The 18,051-nt window shown below is 44.3% G+C and carries 16 protein-coding genes; 10 read left to right on the top strand and 6 right to left on the bottom strand.

Going from position 1 to position 18,051, the window contains the following annotated elements:
- Positions 1–127: 127 nt before the first annotated feature.
- The 3 genes from RE469_06825 to RE469_06815 are packed head-to-tail and all read left to right on the top strand — an operon-like array spanning position 128 to position 2,722.
- Positions 128–1,726, top strand: a complete 1,599-nt coding sequence (locus RE469_06825; protein ID WMT43915.1) for a bifunctional N(6)-L-threonylcarbamoyladenine synthase/serine/threonine protein kinase — start codon at positions 128–130, stop codon at positions 1,724–1,726.
- Positions 1,723–2,289, top strand: a complete 567-nt coding sequence (locus tag RE469_06820) for an XTP/dITP diphosphatase (protein ID WMT43914.1) — start codon at positions 1,723–1,725, stop codon at positions 2,287–2,289. Before RE469_06825 ends, RE469_06820 begins: the two co-directional genes overlap by 4 nt.
- Before the next feature lie 58 nt (positions 2,290–2,347).
- Positions 2,348–2,722, top strand: coding sequence for a DUF3198 domain-containing protein (locus RE469_06815; GenBank protein WMT43913.1), 375 nt, complete (start codon positions 2,348–2,350; stop codon positions 2,720–2,722).
- A 192-nt stretch (positions 2,723–2,914) separates the two neighbouring features.
- Here the strand turns inward: RE469_06815 and speE are convergent, their stop codons facing one another.
- Positions 2,915–3,739 carry a polyamine aminopropyltransferase gene (speE, locus tag RE469_06810; GenBank protein WMT43912.1) on the bottom strand — a complete coding sequence of 275 codons (825 nt, stop codon included), beginning with the start codon at positions 3,737–3,739 and terminating at the stop codon, positions 2,915–2,917.
- Between the two features lie 301 nt (positions 3,740–4,040).
- Between speE and RE469_06805 the strand changes: the two genes are divergently transcribed.
- Positions 4,041–5,243, top strand: coding sequence for an MFS transporter (locus RE469_06805; protein ID WMT43911.1), 1,203 nt, complete (start codon positions 4,041–4,043; stop codon positions 5,241–5,243).
- Positions 5,244–5,544: 301 nt separating this feature from the next.
- Positions 5,545–5,817, top strand: a complete 273-nt coding sequence (locus RE469_06800) for an HU family DNA-binding protein (protein WMT43910.1) — start codon at positions 5,545–5,547, stop codon at positions 5,815–5,817.
- A 20-nt stretch (positions 5,818–5,837) separates the two neighbouring features.
- Here the strand turns inward: RE469_06800 and RE469_06795 are convergent, their stop codons facing one another.
- Together RE469_06795 and RE469_06790 are read right to left on the bottom strand one after the other, a co-directional pair.
- Positions 5,838–6,131 (bottom strand): DUF5611 family protein, encoded by a 294-nt coding sequence (locus tag RE469_06795; protein ID WMT43909.1) that lies wholly within the window; start codon positions 6,129–6,131, stop codon positions 5,838–5,840.
- A 10-nt stretch (positions 6,132–6,141) separates the two neighbouring features.
- A complete protein-coding gene (locus RE469_06790) occupies positions 6,142–7,164 on the bottom strand; it encodes a TIM barrel protein (GenBank protein ID WMT43908.1) in 1,023 nt (340 codons plus the stop codon).
- 196 nt (positions 7,165–7,360) lie between these two features.
- On the opposite strand from RE469_06790, the gene dnaG reads away from it, so the two are divergent.
- Positions 7,361–8,752: a DNA primase DnaG gene (gene dnaG, locus RE469_06785; protein ID WMT43907.1), complete on the top strand. Its 1,392-nt coding sequence runs from the start codon at positions 7,361–7,363 to the stop codon at positions 8,750–8,752.
- On the top strand, positions 8,734–10,233 hold the full coding sequence (locus tag RE469_06780; GenBank protein WMT43906.1) for an ATP-binding protein: 1,500 nt from the start codon (positions 8,734–8,736) through the stop codon (positions 10,231–10,233). Before dnaG ends, RE469_06780 begins: the two co-directional genes overlap by 19 nt.
- Positions 10,234–10,607: 374 nt before the next feature.
- Here the strand turns inward: RE469_06780 and RE469_06775 are convergent, their stop codons facing one another.
- The gene (locus RE469_06775) at positions 10,608–12,254 is read right to left on the bottom strand and encodes an APC family permease (protein WMT43905.1); all 1,647 of its coding nucleotides are present in this window, start codon (positions 12,252–12,254) and stop codon (positions 10,608–10,610) included.
- Positions 12,255–12,454: 200 nt separating this feature from the next.
- On the bottom strand, positions 12,455–13,483 hold the full coding sequence (locus RE469_06770) for a proline racemase family protein (protein WMT43904.1): 1,029 nt from the start codon (positions 13,481–13,483) through the stop codon (positions 12,455–12,457).
- 205 nt (positions 13,484–13,688) lie between these two features.
- Here RE469_06770 and RE469_06765 point away from each other — a divergent pair, with 205 nt between their 5' ends.
- Complete coding sequence (locus tag RE469_06765; protein WMT43903.1) at positions 13,689–14,888, top strand: FAD-binding oxidoreductase; 1,200 nt, start codon at positions 13,689–13,691, stop codon at positions 14,886–14,888.
- 99 nt (positions 14,889–14,987) lie between these two features.
- The gene (locus RE469_06760) at positions 14,988–15,266 is read left to right on the top strand and encodes a hypothetical protein (protein ID WMT43902.1); all 279 of its coding nucleotides are present in this window, start codon (positions 14,988–14,990) and stop codon (positions 15,264–15,266) included.
- A 183-nt stretch (positions 15,267–15,449) separates the two neighbouring features.
- Here the strand turns inward: RE469_06760 and RE469_06755 are convergent, their stop codons facing one another.
- Positions 15,450–16,817: a hypothetical protein gene (locus tag RE469_06755; protein WMT43901.1), complete on the bottom strand. Its 1,368-nt coding sequence runs from the start codon at positions 16,815–16,817 to the stop codon at positions 15,450–15,452.
- A 331-nt stretch (positions 16,818–17,148) separates the two neighbouring features.
- On the opposite strand from RE469_06755, the gene RE469_06750 reads away from it, so the two are divergent.
- Positions 17,149–18,042 carry a heme o synthase gene (locus RE469_06750; protein ID WMT43900.1) on the top strand — a complete coding sequence of 298 codons (894 nt, stop codon included), beginning with the start codon at positions 17,149–17,151 and terminating at the stop codon, positions 18,040–18,042.
- The last annotated feature ends 9 nt before the right edge of the window (positions 18,043–18,051 follow it).

The raw sequence follows: 18,051 nt of genomic DNA, 5'->3' as shown, positions 1-18,051 counted from the left end.
ATGGTGATGCGACCATAGAAATGGTGCTCAGTTTTGGGTTAAGTTCCGGCATGACCGCGGTTCTCAGGATAGACAGGCACAGTTTTTGCGAAACCTAATTACTCATGAGAAAATCCCTGCCAGAAGGATGATTGTTCTCGGAATAGAAGGAACTGCCCACACAATAAGCTGTGGCATTGTTGACCAGAAAGGAATACTTGCAAATTCTTCAAGAACCTATAAGAATCCCAATGGCGGGATACATCCGAGAGAGGCTGCCATCCATCATGCTGAGCATGTTTCTGAAGTAATATCTGAAGCTCTTTCCATGTCCGGTCTTTCCCTGAAAGACCTTGATCTCATTGCCTATTCAAGAGGACCCGGGCTGGGGCCATGCCTCAGGATTGCAGCAACTGCTGCAAGAACTCTTGCCATAAAATCCGGTAAGCCCATCATCGGTGTGAATCATCCCCTCGGTCACGTGGAGATCGGCCGAAAACTCACCGGATCGGAAGACCCCATGCTGCTGTACGTTTCAGGTGGAAATACCCAGATAATTGCCCATGTCAATGGAAGATACAGGGTTCTTGGTGAAACCATGGATATAGGGCTTGGCAATCTGCTTGACAAGATTGCAAGGGACATGGGGCATCCCTTTCCGGGAGGGCCTGTTATAGAGCGGCTTGCTCTCCACGGTAAAAGGCTTCTCCAACTTCCATATTCAGTCAAGGGAATGGACACATCATTCTCGGGAATGTACACTGCGGCCTTACATTATCTGAAGGAGGGGGAATCTCCTGAGAATGTATCGTTCAGCATACAGGAACATGCTTTTGCAATGCTTTTGGAGGTCCTTGAAAGAGGTCTCTACCAGACTGACAAGCAGGAGATCCTTCTGGCCGGAGGCGTCGCACGCAACCTTCGACTGAGGGGGATGATAGAGGAACTGGCCAGGGATCTTGGAATCAGAGCATTTCTAACCGACAGCCAGTACTGCATGGACAATGGAGCCATGATTGCCCAGGCAGGGATGCAGATGTTTCTCAACGGTTATTCCACCACCCTTGAAAATTCCACGGTTGATCAGAGGTTCAGGATTGACCAGGTTGAGGCTCCATGGATAAAACCTTCAGCGGTATTGCACCGGACCAACATGGGTGCTGAATCTCTCATAGAAATAGGCGACTACATGGGCAGAAAGGCTGTATTCAAGCACAGGATACCAAAGACCTACAGGAATCCTGAACTGGATTCGCAGATCAGATTGAGCAGAATGAGAAACGAAGCTACCATGATGATACATCTCAACGACCTTGGAATAGCTGTGCCAATGATATATGACATTGACTTTCCTGCCTCCCTTATTGTTTATGAGTATGTGGATGGTATACTTCTCAGGGAGAGGCTCCTGATGGAAGGAGCTATCAGTACGATGGAGTCCATCGCTGAAACCGCTACGAAAATGCACACTGGAGGACTTTCACATGGTGATTTCACTGCAGGCAATATAATAATGAAGAGCGATTCCAGCCCTTACATTCTTGATGCAAGCCTTGGAAAAACTGACGCCAGACCCGAAGACATGGCTGTTGATCTTTACCTGTTCATGGAATCACTGAGAACACATGTCCCGGATTCTGATGCATATTTCAAACGGTTCATTGATAGATACCGGGATGGCATGGATATCTTCCCGGAAATAATGGAAAGCTTCCGTGACCTTGAGAAAAGGAGGAGATATGTTTGATTTTTGTCACAAGCAACCAGCACAAGTATGATGAGATAAGCAGCATAATGGAGAAAGGCGGATTCAAAGTTCAGTGGAGGAAGATGAAGTACCAGGAGATACAGGCTGATACCACAGAGGAGGTATCTCTTGACAGCGCAAAGAAGCTGGCGCCGCTTCTTGGAGAGGAATTTTTCCTTGAGGATACCGGCCTCTATATTGCTGCCCTGAACGGTTTCCCCGGGCCCTATTCCTCATATGTGCAGGATACCATAGGCAATCCGGGGATTCTGCGGCTTATTGACGGCCTGAACCGGAAGGCTTTCTTCCTCACGGTGATAACATTTTACGACGGCACAGGCTTCCACCAGTTTTCCGGCCGCCTTGACGGTTCATTAGCTCGGGAAATTGCAGGAAAAGGTGGTTTCGGGTACGATCCCATTTTCATTCCCGAAGGTGAATCCCTGACTCTCGGCCAGCTTCCGGTATCCACAAAGAATTCAATATCACACAGACGGAGAGCTGTAACCGCCTTCATGGAATTCCTGTCGGAATCCGGACGCATTGATTCCGCAGATGATTGATCCATATGGCGAATGCCGTGCATGAAATTATATAATAACGTTCTATTTGATGAACTGCATGCAAGATACTTGGAAAAATTACCAGTTTTACCTTTACGTTGTCCTGTTCGCCATCGGCGCTGTATTCCTTCTTATCACCGTGAATGACCTTGTGACCAGGAATGATGCCATCATAAAGTCAGGACTATCACTGCTTTCCACCGGCAACTGGGAATACTGGATCTTTGCCGTGAGCCTTGTTGTTGCCTTCACTTTCTTTTACCTGTCTCTGAAGATTGCAACGCAGACAAAGCGTTTCGAGGACCTTATCTCCAGCGACAGCAAATACACCTTTGTCAAGAATATTAAAGAACTCCAGAAGCTTGCTCGCGATCTTGGACCAAGGTACGGCCAGCAGCTCAACCAGGCAATGGAGAAATGGAAGATCAGGTAAATATTCCCTGATAGAATAGTATTATCATATTGAACGGTTCATTTGCTTCTACAGCATGCTGATGCCATTGTCTATTTTGCTATCAGAAATATTATGAGTATTTCAGTCAAATGACCGGTAAATTCATTCTGGTCCTGATGAAATAAAGAAAAGAAGATTCTGGAATTTTATGCCAGTGATCTTTAGATTACTCTACTTAATAAGTTCCTTTACAAACTCGGGCAATGAAAACGCCCCCATGAGGACATCAGAATTGAAGTATTTCCCGGGATTTATGTTCTCAAGGCGTCCTTTGCAATCATAATCTGAAGCCATGGTAAATGACCAGAATCCGCTCGGGTAGGTAGGAATAAATGCAGTATACGTTCTGACATATCCAAAAACCTCACTCATGCCAGAATGTGCCATCTGAAGTGCCTTTGGCTGGTAGAAAGGAGAGCCTGACTGGGTCACCACTATCCCGCTGTCAGTCAGAATGTTCTTTATTGAAGCGTAGAAGTCCTTCATGAACAGGCCTTCGGCTGGGCCAACCGGATCTGTGGAATCCACTATGACCAGGTCAAATTTCCGGTCTGTCTTCCTTATGTACTTCACGCCGTCGTCAATGATAAGCTCAACTTTTTTGTCGGTCAGCGGCCTGTAGAGGTCAGGGAAATATTTCTTTGACACCTCCACCACCTGTGTGTCTATCTCCACATTGACAACGCTATGGAATCCCAGTTTAAGGAGTTGCCCGGCAGTACCGCCATCTCCCCCACCTATGATCAATGCCTTCTGGGGCTTTCGGGATGCCAGATAGTAGGGCACCATGGTTATCATCTCGTGGTAGACAAATTCATCCCTTTCTGTCAGTTGCACCGTTCCATCAATTGTAAGCAGTTTCCCGAAGTCATAGGTTTCAAAAACATCGATCCTCTGATAATCTGTCTTTACAGAGAGCAGCTGATCCTGAACCCTGAAGGATAGTTGCAGATTGTCTGAATACCTTTCCGAGAACCAGTTTTCTATCAGTTTCACGCCTCTTCAATGCGAAGTTTCTATTTAACATATGCGAGCACGTGTTCCACTCCCTGTCAGGGCAAACCATACTGGACTGCTCAGGAGTTTCCCTGAAAATCGAGGGAGATCTTGAGTTATGGGCTTTTGCCAGTAGAATGAAAAGCTGCCCGGGGCGTGAACTTCTGGCCGTGGCACAGAAACCGGCGTTCGGCTGCAGTCTCCAGCATTGCTGTGCGGATGCCAGCCATTCCGGGAAGAAAGCCACTAATACTGCCTGTACAATACGGAATGCTTTAGCATGCGGAACAGCAAATCACATATGCCCCGGTCTCTCCTTGCCATATCTTTTGCCGATCTGATCCGGGGTTTCACCAGATACCCTCTGTGGATACTTCTTTCAATATACCTTCTACAGTCCAGAAGACTCAGCTATATAGATATCGGGATTTTTTTCCTTCTCCAGTCAATCATAACTGTCCCATTTTCCCTCGTGTTTGGAAAGCACATGGATTTGCACGGCAGACGAAGACTTGCAATATTGCTGCCCGCAATTCTTTCCCTTGCCTTTGTGGGACTCTATTTGTGTGTAAGCATGAATCTACCCGTATTCATGCTGTTTGCTGCCATGGTGTCAACAACAATCCTCAGCCAGATACAGTATAATCTCTACAACGCAATACTCACAGATCTCTCCACTGAATCCGCGAGAGTTGGATTTTTCAGCACAGTACGGGTATTCTCCAATGCCGGAATTGGAATTGGGCTGATATTCTCTGGCCTTACGTCACTGGTGAACCCTTCTCTTTATTTTATTGCACCAATCATAGGATCACTTGCCGAAGTCTTCATAGTTTTCAAGTACATACCGGAAACTTTTCACAGTGATCACGGAAAGGCGGCAGTGCATGAGCGTCAGACTGGGATCAGCAATGTCAGGATTCTTTTTGTGGTTTCAATGGTTCTGGCTCTTTCAGCACTGGTATCAAACATTTATGAGAGCCCAATGCTTCCACTTTACCTGGCCTCTCGCTACCATTACAGCACTTTCCTCATAACGGGCCTTTATGCTGTTAATACCGTCATTGTAATACTTTTCCAGTTCAGGATAAACGCACTTGGCAAAAGATTTGGGGAGGTGACTGCCTATTCCATAGGACTTCTCCTCTATGCCCTCTCTGATATAGTCTTTGGCCTGACAGGAGCCTTTGCGCTCCTTGTTCTCAATGTGGTACTTCTCACAATTGGCGAGAACATGACCGCACAGTTTTCCCAGGTATTCATTTCACGATTGGCTCCTGAGGAAATGAGGGGAAGATATTTTGGATTCAGTTCTGCGGTGTTCAGCTTTATATTCCCACTGTCACCATTCCTTGGAACAGGCCTTCTTGAATTGTTTCACGGCACGCCCCTTCTCCTGTGGGGAATTATTGCCGGAATGTGTTTCCTGATGGCAATCATTTCAAGATTTCTTGGAAAGCTCATCCCTGCACCGGGAGTATCAACAGATGGGAACAATTCATAAGAATTTATTTGCGTGCAAGATGATATGTAAACATGAATACACGCTTCAAGATTTTTATGATTTCATAAACATACGATTTTTTGCCTGATTTAAGGTCAGACAAGTGTCATGTTAGTGTGAAAAAGCGGCTGGCTAAGCTAATCATGGAAACATTGAAATATTTAAAATAGGCTTTATAAAATTCAATTATATTTATTATAATTTTGATATAACTCACGAACCCATAGTTTCGGATTTCCGGAAAAAACACAACACAAATATTTTAATATAACTAATTATATTATCTTACTGGAGGGATGACATGGTAGGAATAAGTGAGCTCTCTAAGACAGTTGCTAAGAAGACCAACACGACACAGAAGGTTGCGAGAAATGTGATCAAGACCTTCCTGGACACCGTTGTCTCTGAGGCCGACAGGTCAAACACCAAGATCAACCTGGCAGGCTTTGGCATCTTCGAGAGGAAAACCCAGCAGGCTAGAAAGGCAAGGAACCCCCAGACCAGAAAGATAATAGAGGTTCCATCCAAGAAGAAATTTGTCTTCAGAGCCTCAAGCAAAATAAAATACAAGTAACCTTTTTTGCAGGGTTAGATCTAAATTTTAGACATTTTCTTTTTTCTTTCTTTTGACGATAGTCCAGTTATATTCTCTATGAGCCTGTTATATATTCGTACTGTTTCCAGGGGGTCCTGAGGCTTTTCATCGTTGACGGTTTCCACCATAAGCTCCTTGCCTTCGATCCACATGTCTATGGATTTTATGCCTGGAATAGCGCACATAACATGGTCTCCAGAAACTTTCACATTCTGGGCTGTTTCTGTTGCTTTTTCCAGTATATATTCAGTTGAGAGTTTTATTCCCTTCTTGACCGGATAATTCCTTCCCATCCATCTTCACCTACGCAGTAGCCCTCTTCATTGGGGTCTTCTTCTGGAACTTCTTGGAAAGCGCCCTAAGATATATGAGCTGCATGTACTGTGCATCATGCTCCAGCAGGGGCGAGCATGAAATAACTGTCATATCGCTGTCAAGATCGATCATGGTCTCGGCAAGTGTCTCAAACTTGAGGTCCCCGTGCTTGATTGCAGTGAGCTTTGTCTCATTGTTCCCTTCGTACTCCACCCCCGCAAATTCCGTGTAAATGTCAGTCTTGCTGTATTTTTTGAATTCGCTGATAACTGCATCGAAATCCTTTATCTCTATTAGAGAACCTCCGGTGATGGAGTGTACGTGGGGGAAGTTGAGTATGGGCTCAATATTCTTCACCTTCTTGGAGAGAGACATAAGGTCCGGTACAGTTCCAAAAATCTCTGTTTTACCAGATGATTCAACTCCGATATACGGATAACCGGCGTCATGAGAATACTTTGTGCTTATCTCTTCATAAACCTCTACTGCTTTCTTCAGGCTTTCTTTCTTGTTCCCGTGGTAAAATCCGGTATGTGTTATAACTCTGCCTGCCTTCATTGCCCTCCCTATCATTAGGGTCCACTTCAGGTGGTTGTAGGATCTCTCGCCCATTTCCTCCGGATTTAAAAGGTCCATGTAGTATGGCGCATGCATTGAGAGCCTGACATCAAGTTCACGTGCAAGATTGCCTCCGTCAGTGAGATCGTCGAAATTTCTTGCCATGTTCCAGAAAAGCTCCTGAACGATGTCGTCTTCTTCAATTTCTGTCTCAATTCCGACTCCCACATAATTGCCCTCCTCATCCTGCCTCAGCACGTCAACAATGATGGAAGAATCTATGTCTCTTGGATGCATGCCTGCATAATCCAGGGCAGGCCTTTCCTCGACATTTACACGAAGCATCTGAACCTCGAGAGCATTCAGCCCAAGGTTATGTGCGTCCTCAACTGATTCTATAAAAGTTCTCCCTTTGCTGGTTAGAGGAATCCCAGCTATTCCAAACCTGATCATAATGCGACTACACTATATCCAAACCATATTTAAGTTTATCAACTGGGCTCATGAATGGTTATGCAATTTACGTTTTCGCAAAAAAGATCGCAGCGAATATGTTATATATTATCAAAACATCTGAACGCGATGGTGATTAATAGGAAAAGGGACGTTTCCGTGATTAATTCCATTATGCGTTATTCAGGTGATCATAATGAATGTAGATCCAAATTTAACAAAATATCTGATCAAAGCCAAGATTTTTACGGATGGGGTGGTTGAGAAACCCGACGTAGTCGGGGCCATATTCGGCCAGACCGAAGGACTTCTTGGCGAGGAACTAGATTTAAGAGACTTGCAGAAAAGTGGAAAAATAGGAAGAATCGAAGTAGAGATAGATAGCAAGAAAGGCCGGACAGAGGGTTTTGCACTCATACCCTCAGGACTCGACCAGGTCGAAAGCTCCATATTAGCAGCGTCCCTGGAGACAATAGACCGCATAGGCCCATGCAAGGCCAAGGTTGAGATTGAGAGTATAGAGGATGTAAGGATCCAGAAGAGGCAGAAGATCGTTGAACGTGCCGAAGCCCTTTATAAGAAAATGAGTGAAAGCGGCAAAAGTGTCAGCGAAAGCATCGTTGCCTCGGTGCGAGAAGAAGTCGAGAAAGGCGAAATACTCACATATGGCGATGAACACCTTCCAGCCGGGCCAGCCATCAAGGATTCCGATTCAATAATCGTAGTTGAGGGAAGAAGCGATGTTCTGAACCTGCTCAGGTACGGCATCAAGAACACAATCGCCGTCCAGGGGACGAACATTCCTAAAACCGTACAGAAACTCTCCAGAGAGAGGACGGTTACCGTATTCCTCGATGGAGACAGGGGTGGAGATCTGATCCTGAAGGAGATGCTTCAGGTGGCTGAAATTGATTTTGTGGCCAGAGCACCCCCTGGAACAGAAGTTGAAGAGCTGACATACAAGCAAATAGTCAAGGCACTCAGGTACAAGACTCCCATTGAACAGTACCTGTCCATGAGGGGAATGGCCGAGGAGCTGAAGGAACTCACTGAGAAGAATTCCACGGAGAACCATACGAAATCTCAGCAGAAACGCGGATACGAGGAGGCAAAATCACTGACTGAGATAAAGAACGCCAGGGTTGTCATAGAGGAAGTTAAAGAAGAGCGCCCCCAGAAAGAGAGAAGGCAACCGAGACAGGTTGTGGAGGAACCTCAGCCACAGGCTGTGGAAAGTGAAGCACCGCCGGAACCGAAATCAGAACCAGAACCTGAAAAGGAGGAAGAGTTCAGCCTGAGCAATCCCAGATCTGTCGAGAAGCACGGAAACGAACTTACCAGGGACAAGCTCACAGAGATATATGACGCCGAGGGCAAGATCATTGCTTCCTATCCGGTTTCTGAAGCTGTTGACAGGATGGAGGAGCTTGATTCGGGTGATACAATAATCACGGGCGGAGTTATATCCCAGAGGCTTATCGACGTGGCTTTCAAGAAAGGCGTGAAGAACATATATGGCGCCAAGTTGGGCCACATCACGAAGAAGCCCATGGAGGTAAAGGTAGTTTCATGGGAACGTCATATTTGAATTCAGATATGGGAGAGTATTCAGATACCTCCCAGATACCTATCCCGTCGAATCCTCTCGACAGGGTGATAGGACAGGATGAGGCCGTCAAGATGGCCCAGATAGCTGCAAAGCAGAGGAGACACCTTCTTCTGGTTGGTCCTCCAGGTGTGGGAAAATCAATGATTGCCCAGGCAATCTCATTCTATCTCCCAAGGCCGAAAGAAGAAATCAGGGTGGTGCACAATCCGCAGTATCCAGAAAGACCATTTGTTGAGGTCAAGACCGGAATCCAGATCAAGCAGGAAAAGGATGAGATGAACATGGTTGAGGGTGAGGTTATAGATCCACGGGATGCACCAGCATCCGTAGCCGAAAGGCTTGGATACAGGTGCCCAAGGTGCGGGTTCTTCTCCCTTCCAACTGATGCGGTCTGTCCTAACTGCAATAATCCCAAGGTACAGGCGCAAACCCAGGGGCCATTTGGAGACGTATTCAACGTGATAGGCGCCGCATTTGGCGTCCAGAACAACACAGAAAAAGTCACTTCCACCAGGAGAGTTGGTGAACGCGAGGAAGTCATTGTCTACGAGAGATTTGGAGATCGTATACGGATACTTGATGAGAAGACCCTTGAACGCAGAAGGAAAATGGAGAAGAAGAGCCCCAGCAAGATCATAGTTCCCATAGATCGCAATCCATTTGTGCTGGCAACTGGAGCCAGTGAGACTGAACTACTGGGTGACGTCAGGCACGATCCTTACGGTGGCCATCCACAGCTGGGCACACTTCCATATGAAAGAGTAATTCCAGGATCTGTGCATGAATCCCATGAAGGCGTACTGTTCATAGATGAGATTACACATCTAGGAAACCTCCAGAGGTTCATTCTGACAGCAATGCAGGAAAAAAGTTTTCCAATAACAGGGCGCAATCCACAGAGTGCAGGAGCAAGTGTCAGGGTGGATCACGTGCCTGCTGACTTTATTCTGGTAGCGGCGTGCAACATACAGGATCTCCAGTACATACTGAGCCCCCTGAGGTCCAGGATAGTCGGAAATGGCTATGAGATATTGATGGAAATAGCAATGCCGGATACTCCTGTCAATCGCATGAAATACCTTCAGTTCATAGCTCAGGAGATAATAATGGACGGGAAAATACCGCACATGACGCTTGAAGCCGCCAGCGTAATTGTGGAAGAAGGCGCTAGGAGGGCAAAACAGGTTGATGGTAAGGATCATTCTCTGACACTCAGATTGAGGGAACTTGGTGGTCTTATCAGGGCAGCTGGAGACATAGCTGTGTCCAAGGAACAGCCACTGGTGGAGAAAAGAGATGTTCTTGAGGCGCTCAAGCTTTATCTTCCTGTTGAAGAGAAGATCAAGAAATATTATGGGACAATGGGCTCTGCAGTTTCCTCTGAGTCAACCATTGCACAGAGAGGGGAAGAGTACCTGATGAATTTCCATAATTACAGGGAAGACCGATCCTACGACTAAATAAAATCCAGTTTTTTCTTGAAGAATAAAGAACAAACCATTATGATTCGTCTCTTTTTTATATAGTTATATTTTATTGGTATGGCATGGAGTGAGAAATACTATAGTGAATGCTTAATCCATTGGAACGTAATTTTGAATTTCAATTCCTCATCATTGAGTGAACTCAATGGCCCAATACAACTGCAAGGCTTGTCACTATGTTTCGCAGAAACTTCTAAATTCGAATACTTTCACAATAAATAGAATTTTTTTATGCGGGCCAACGTCCGTGCCCTTTGATGATATCTTTTATTTTGGCATTCCTTTGTTTCATAATGAAAAATGTTGATGAATAAAAAAATACTTTCTCAAGTTAATTTATTTCGGCTCCATTATGGGATTCCTTCCTGTTCCTCTTTTGGTGCATTCTCTACCAGCTTTTGCAAATCTGCGACAGGGACTTTTGGTGCCACGACTTGGGATACAACCCAAAAAATTATTCCGTAGATGATTACTGCAAAGTCATCCACTGGGAACTTGAGGATTCCTATGCCCCCAGTCGCTGGCCCGCCTATATAAGAAAAGATGAGGAGACCGATTATGTAAATTGGTATCCATATGGAATTTTTGAGATTGAGGTCTTTCCATTTTGATTTATATGCCTGATAGAGAAATACTACACTACCCAGAAGAGTTGCACTTAGTGCATACAGCGTTGTTGGATAGGTGGCCCAATATACTAGTATGCTGGCTATAACAAATGCAATTAATGACCAAGTCCTTGAGAACGGCACCTTGAATGGCCTATCTATCCCAGGATGTAATTTCCTTATTACGGGCAACGAAGCTGCAACTATAGCAAAATTAACTACTGCAGCTACCACAACAAAATCGACCAGAGATTCCCAACTTGGAAGTGGAATTAAGAAGAGATCGCCTATCACTGCTACGATAATAATTGTATATATTGGAACGCCTCTCTTGTCTGTTTTGCCTATTTCCTTTGGCAGCGCCCCTTCTCTGGAGAAGCCAAAAACTATTCTTGAACTTGCAGTGAGATAAACACCGAATGTTCCTAGTGGCGAGAATATCGCGAACAAAAGTGCAAGTAGGATAAGACCGGATATCATGACCGCTGGGTCACCGGTTAGAACCGAAAGATTTCCTTTCATTAAATCTGCCAAGGGTGAGGAAAGGGAAGAAACTGCACTCCAGTTCCCAGGTGCTACTCCAAGTGAGTTCCAATTTACAGCCCCGACTATGACTATGGACATAGCTATATAAAAAATGCTTTGAACAGCTAGAGTAAGTCCAATTGCAATAGGCAGATTCTTTTTGGCATTCTTTATTTCTCCTGCCATATCAGCAACCTGCCGATATCCTCCAAATGAAAAGAGTATTCCTGTTGCAGGTATTGCTATAAATATTCCGCTCCATCCTGACTTTGGAATAAATGAGGGTACTGTAAAATTGCTTGGATGAAAAATGATCAGTGGAACTATTATGAGGAGCGCAATTACACTTGCAATTTTGAGCCACGTAATTCCGGTGTTGAATTTCCCAACTCTTGAGATCCCGGCTAGGTTAATGAATACAAATATTACGGTAATTAGAATGGAGAGACCAATTCCATAAGGTGTAAGTGCGTTGTTTTTATAAAGCTGTGGGATATAATAAGCCGCATATTCTGATACTGCAACCGCTTCTATTGGTGGGATCATAACAGCCCACAAAAATAAAGACCATCCAGATATAAAGCCACCGTATTTTCCATAGGCATAATAAGAAATTCTGGCACTTATACCACCTCTTGGAGCCATAGAGGAAAATTCAGCGTAAGGTATTGTTACAATTACTATCATTATCGCTGCAATTATCCATGATATGATCACTGCAGGTCCTGCATAGAATGTACCATAAGCGGCGGCAAAGAGAATGCCTGAACCTACAGCACCTCCTATACCAAAAAGTGCAGCGTCAGCCAGCGTAAATTTTCTCCTTAAAACTGATCCCTGTTCAATATCTACTTCTTCATTCATTTAAAATGTTACGTAAATGTATCATATAAGAATTTCGCAAAGTCATTAATTGATAGTTCTTTCTCTTATGAATTTCCATATCGCATGCACTATGGCAAATATTTGAGCAGAAATATATTTTATATGTGCTGGTTTTTTGGAAAAATCGCGTGGACCAGGGCTATTATCGTTATTTTAGTTTAAAGATCTCTTTAAGGAATCTATCGCAACGGTAGAAAACCTTCACCCAGAGAATCGTCAGGGTCCACAATCCATGTTGCAAAACCAGTCAGATGATATCCCTTGTCTTCTGTTTTAATTTCCGGAACTATTGCATCATAATTTCCAACTTTTACAATCCCCTGAATTCTACCAATGAACTTGGTATCTATTGCACTAAGGAATTCCACATCCATTTGAGTATCTATTTTACCTAGATTGTAAAGGTAAGCTAGGTGAGCAGATGAACTGGTTCCTGATGGCGATCTGTCTATGAGGGAGCGCTCAGGCGAACCGAATATCAGGATTCCATAATATTGCGGTGGGTTTTGGGAAACTTTTTGAGAGAATCTAATACCGTAGAGGCCTTTTAAATGTATATCTAGAGGATGGATGGGCTGTTCATTTTTAAAATTGTTCCATATCTCTTTAGTAATTTCAATTAGTTCTGGAAGAACTTCAGGTTTCCATTTAAGATGCAGGTCATCCATGTCTACGATCCCATAGAAGTCTCCCCCGAAAGCTATAGTTACATTGATGTTGCCATATTTTCTTAAATTAGTTATTTTTGTTTTCGTAACGAAGGAAGGGACGTTGATCATATGCATTTGTTTAACAGATCCATTATCTAAATCCGCAGAAAGATGCACGATCCCGGCAGGTGTATCTAATACTACTTCGGGCCTATCTTCAGCAACATTTATCAACTTATGCTCAAGAGCGTAACTGGCGAATCCTATCGAGGCATGTCCACACATATCATGCCACCCTGCTGCATCCATGTAAAGAACACCGAAATCTGCGAAATCTACGGAGGGAGAGGTTACTAGGATCCCGTAATAGTTACTTCCTCCCCTAGGCTCAAAAATAAGCATTTTACGAATCCAGTCATAATTTTCCTCACAGAATTCCTTCTTTTCAACCATATTCTTCCCAGGTATATTTGGCATTATCAAGATTCTAACCGGCATTCCTGCATTATGTAATTCTATGGTAGATAACTCTTTTTTTGAGGTTCTAAACTTACTCATGAAATACTTAAATTCACCATACTTATAAATTATTCCAACACAGTATTCTTCCCGGATTTTTTTAAAACACTCATATGAATGAAATTAAAATTTTAAGACGTATTAGTATATTGATTTATACGTCTCATGAATGTATACATAAGTTTAGTCATATTAGAAATGAGTAAATTTATACTATGATAATTAATGAGTTCTTGGGTGAATCATGGGAGATCAAGAAAATTACCTCATAGTAGGTGCAGGGAGCACTGGCACCAGCATTGCATATCACCTTGCATCAGCGGGCCAGGAAGTGACAGTGATCGAGGAAAATGCTGTGGCTGCTGGAAACACTGGAAAATCAAGTGCGCTTGTTCGAACTCATTACAGTAACCGTATAATTGCAGAGATGTCGCTGTACTCACTGAAATTCTTTGAAAATTTCAACTCCATCGGTTATTCGGGATTCACAAAGACTGGCATGATTTTCCCATTCGATGAGAAATATGCGGACGTCGCCAGAGACAATGTTGCAATGCTCAGGGATATTGGGGTAAACGAGCAGGAAATTGCCCCTGCGGACATAAGAAAGTTCTATCCTGACGTGAATCTGGATGGCTACGATTACGTCACATACGAGCCGGACAGTGGCTATGCTGACCCGGTGTCAACAGCAAATTCATTCATGTCCAGGGCTAAAGAACTCGGTGCGAACCTTATCCTCAAGAAGAGTGTCCGGTCTGTTGAATCCACCGGGAGTGGCCCCAAAGTGGAACTCAGCGACGGGACAAAAATAAGAGGAAAGAAAATAATTCTCGCTACAAATGTCTGGACCAACGATATCCTGGCTCGCTCAGGGATTTCTCCTCAGAAACTTTTACCCATAACTGCATCGATGCATTCCATAATCTACCTGAGAAGACCTGAGGAGTACCGTGGACCTAAACCCACTCTCTGGGACCCGCATCAGCTTGCTTATTACAAGATGGAGGGGTCCAGTATTACCGCTGTGGGGAGTCTGGACCCTGCAGTTGATGAGCAATCCGTGGATATCCATTCCAATCTTCCGGAGACAGCAGACCAGAACTATATTGAAGAGTACCTGCCAAGAATCGCCAAAAGGCTTCCCTCAATGGGGAAAGCAACCCTGATATCCACACTTAATGGACTGTATGACATGAGTCCTGATGGACAGGTTATATGTGATGAACTGTCATCTGAAGGGCTTGATTCAGTGTATGTATTTGCCGGCCTCAGTGGACACGGATTCAAGCTGAGTCCCGCCTATGGTAGAATGGTTGCGGATATGCTCATGGAAAGGGAGCCGGAAGAATGTGAGTTTGACTGGCGGCCTTTCGGCAGGGAGCGATTCAGGACAGGCAAGCTGATAACTTCCCGTTATTCCGAGATAGGAACCATATACTGATTTGCCGAATCTACCTTGGTTTTAGTCTAAATTTTCTTCCAGAGTTTTGAGTTTTCATTGGATGTGAAAGTATAATAAGTAGGTCTGGGTCATAAAAACATGGATTCCAGAAGGGCAAAAATAAGGGAACTTAAGAGGGAACTTCATGCCATGAAAATGGCAGCAAGATCGGGGTCAGGTGAAACGGATTCCATCTCGCGGAATGAACGGGAGAACGAGATAAGGCATCTCATAAAATCCCTGAAGGATGACCTGAAGGAAAATAACGTTAGAGGATACAATGACATGACAAATCGCATGAACGCCATAAGGTCATCATATAAGGCTGGTGGTCTGAACCTAGGACAGTACGAGCACGATGATGATGACGATAAGTAGAGGGATAGCAGAGGATTGTGGCCATAATGCACCCTTTTTTTCATAGCCTCTGTGATGCAGGAACGGATTTGATTATTAACCTGAACCAGAATAGATTGCCTTTCATTTACGTTAAAGGAAGATAAAATTCTGAAAATGTTTTGAAAAATTAAAAAAGGAGGTATGGAACTTTGACTCGTGTTGTTACTGAGATTTTGCACCACTTGATGCAGGTGCAAATGTTCTTGCTGCTTTATTCCCAGCAAAGTATGCTACAGTTACCATTAGAATGGATATGACAAGCAGTGCAAGGCCTATGGCTTCAGGCAGCCAGAACAGATTTATGGTGTACACGAGAACTCCAAAACCACCAAGGATTATACCGGCAAATATGAAGTAGAGAATCATCCTCCTTCCAAGTTCCATTCCTGAAACATATTTCAGGAATACTAGCAGAATTCCCGCCATAAGTGGCATCATGAAGAAAGCAAAGAGCAGGTGGCCATTGGTAAATGCCATATCATACAGGTATCCAGGACCTCCTGTGGGAGGTGTTCCTGGCGAACCGAAACCGTAGTAGGCTTCATTGAATTCCATGGTGTATCCAACTCCAATCATGACAGCCATTGTGGCTATCCAGGTCAGAAGTTCTGCCATCTGCACAAGCCTCTGGGTCCTGTTTGAAGATAATAAGTAGTATAGGCCAATTATGGCAAGAAGGGCTCCCCAGCCGACTATTCCAGTCTGACTGTCATCCAGTGCCAGCCCGTTCATGCCTCCCGGGCCGAATGGTGCAATGGCAGGAATCACATATGTCCCGAATGATGATATGAGATAGAGGTATGTCATGGATATTGTTCCCGCAACAGCAATGATCATTCCTGCGTTCACGATATGTCTCTTCCATCCCTGAAGCTTATCATAGCCCATGGTAACAGCTGCAACTGCAACTATGCCGCCCATGACTGCAGGAAGCATTTCATGGGAGTGGGACGTCACAAGGTTTCCAAGAAATGTTTGCAGGCCTCCCCAGGCAGTGACATAACTGTTGAATGCCGGAAGTGAAGCATACCCGAATAGGTTACCGTATTCGTACACCATTCCCATAACACCTGCAATCCCAGCTGATATAGTTGCTATGACAATTAGAGTATATGCGCCCCATATTGCCTTGAACTTCTGGGTGTTTTTAAAAGGCATTATGATAAGATAAACAAGGAATATGAGGGCAATTACGATCATCCAAACATCCCTTATGGCCTGGAATACATAATCGGCAGTCTGTGCAGAAGTGGAATAAAAGAATGCCATCCCCAGGATTGTGAAGAAGAGAATTGGAATCGTACTTATGTTGATGCTCTTCCTGGCAAGGGAACCAAGATCGAGCAATTCAGAGGTATACAGTATAAGAAGGAAGGCAAACGGTATCATGATGGTATGATAGAAGTTCACCATGTCCAGAGTGAAGTCACCAAGCTTGAACCACGTGACACCGGGAAGCAGTGGACTGATTATGAGAAAGAATGTGATAAACGCCAGCACCAGTCCCATATTCATCTTCGGGTTAAGCAAAAATTCTAATGCGCTCGAATTTCCATATTTTTGAGGCATAGCACTTCAACCGCAAGACCATTTAATAAAATAATACCTAATTTGAAAGGCATGGTAATTATATAGTTACATAAATGAAAAAATAATGGCGAATTCATTCATGACGCTACCTCTTGAAGGATAATTATTGTTATCCTATGACGAAAACAGACTATATTCATGCCAATCGAGATACAAATTTTTCATGAACATTCACCTGTTAGATTCTAGGCTATAAAAACCAGGGAAAATCTGAATTCGCACGCATAATCACAGGCAAAGGCGTATAACTGATAAGGTTCCCATTTTATTAATGCAAAACAAATTCTATGGTATGGGCACGATGGAAAAAGCCATGGTTTATGTTAGGTTTACAAAGCCAAAAGTCTGGGGTCTCCTGGTCTTTGTAGGAGCCATGTCTGCCATTATTGCCATCCCCACCTTCAATTTTGGGTATCTGTCGCTGCTGACTGCCGTTATAGTTGCACTTGCTGCCGGCTCAGCCGGAGCCGAGTCCCTGACAAACTATCTGGATCGGGACATAGATTCAAGAATGCTGAGAACAAACCGCAGGCCCATGGTAACAGGTGCTGTGACACCCACTTCAGCACTGGTTAATGGCTCGGAGCTTATAGCAATTTCAATTGCCATACCCCTGGCCATGAACAGATTCATTGCAGCTGGCTTCATGGCTGCCGGGGTGGCAGATAATGTGCTCGTTTACAGTTATCTTCTCAAACGGAAGACCCCGTGGAGCGTAATATTAGGAGGATTCTCCGGAGGCATACCTGTACTGGTAGGATGGTACATGATCTCCACTGTTTCTTCGTTCATTCCCTGGTTCCTCTTCTCACTGGTGATTGTATGGATACCTATCCATATCTGGAGTCTTGCATACATGTACCGTGACGATTACGCCCGTGCCGGTGTGCCAATGCTTCCTGTTGTTTACTCAGACCGTGTTTCTGCTGACTGCATTTCGTTCTCGGCAATCCTGCTTGTATTGTTTTCCTTTATCCCTGTCTTGTTTGGAGGAGCGAAATTACTTTACATAATCCTGATTGGCATTCCGGCAGTCCCAGTGCTGATCTACATTGTCCGATTCCTGAGAAAACCTGACAGGAAAAGTTCATTCTCACTATTCAAGTATTCCAGCCCATATCTGACAGTGGTGTTCATAATATTCGCATTACTGAGATTTCTTTGATGGCAGCAT

The sequence above is a fragment of the Cuniculiplasma divulgatum genome, from assembly GCA_031200235.1.
Taxonomy (GTDB): Archaea; Thermoplasmatota; Thermoplasmata; order Thermoplasmatales; family Thermoplasmataceae; genus UBA509.
This window is presented reverse-complemented; position numbering and strand designations above follow the sequence as displayed.

Bases quoted from the DNA above. Each gene is read 5' to 3' on its own strand.
- RE469_06800 (WMT43910.1), top strand. From the start codon at position 5,545: ATGGTAGGAATAAGTGAGCTCTCTAAGACAGTTGCTAAGAAGACCAAC.
- dnaG (WMT43907.1), top strand. From the start codon at position 7,361: ATGAATGTAGATCCAAATTTAACAAAATATCTGATCAAAGCCAAGATT.
- RE469_06805 (WMT43911.1), top strand. From the start codon at position 4,041: ATGCCCCGGTCTCTCCTTGCCATATCTTTTGCCGATCTGATCCGGGGT.
- RE469_06815 (WMT43913.1), top strand. From the start codon at position 2,348: ATGCAAGATACTTGGAAAAATTACCAGTTTTACCTTTACGTTGTCCTG.
- RE469_06750 (WMT43900.1), top strand. From the start codon at position 17,149: ATGCAAAACAAATTCTATGGTATGGGCACGATGGAAAAAGCCATGGTT.
- RE469_06770 (WMT43904.1), bottom strand. From the start codon at position 13,483: ATGAGTAAGTTTAGAACCTCAAAAAAAGAGTTATCTACCATAGAATTA.
- RE469_06795 (WMT43909.1), bottom strand. From the start codon at position 6,131: ATGGGAAGGAATTATCCGGTCAAGAAGGGAATAAAACTCTCAACTGAA.
- RE469_06825 (WMT43915.1), top strand. From the start codon at position 128: ATGATTGTTCTCGGAATAGAAGGAACTGCCCACACAATAAGCTGTGGC.
- RE469_06780 (WMT43906.1), top strand. From the start codon at position 8,734: ATGGGAACGTCATATTTGAATTCAGATATGGGAGAGTATTCAGATACC.
- RE469_06775 (WMT43905.1), bottom strand. From the start codon at position 12,254: ATGAATGAAGAAGTAGATATTGAACAGGGATCAGTTTTAAGGAGAAAA.
- RE469_06765 (WMT43903.1), top strand. From the start codon at position 13,689: ATGGGAGATCAAGAAAATTACCTCATAGTAGGTGCAGGGAGCACTGGC.
- RE469_06760 (WMT43902.1), top strand. From the start codon at position 14,988: ATGGATTCCAGAAGGGCAAAAATAAGGGAACTTAAGAGGGAACTTCAT.
- RE469_06790 (WMT43908.1), bottom strand. From the start codon at position 7,164: ATGATCAGGTTTGGAATAGCTGGGATTCCTCTAACCAGCAAAGGGAGA.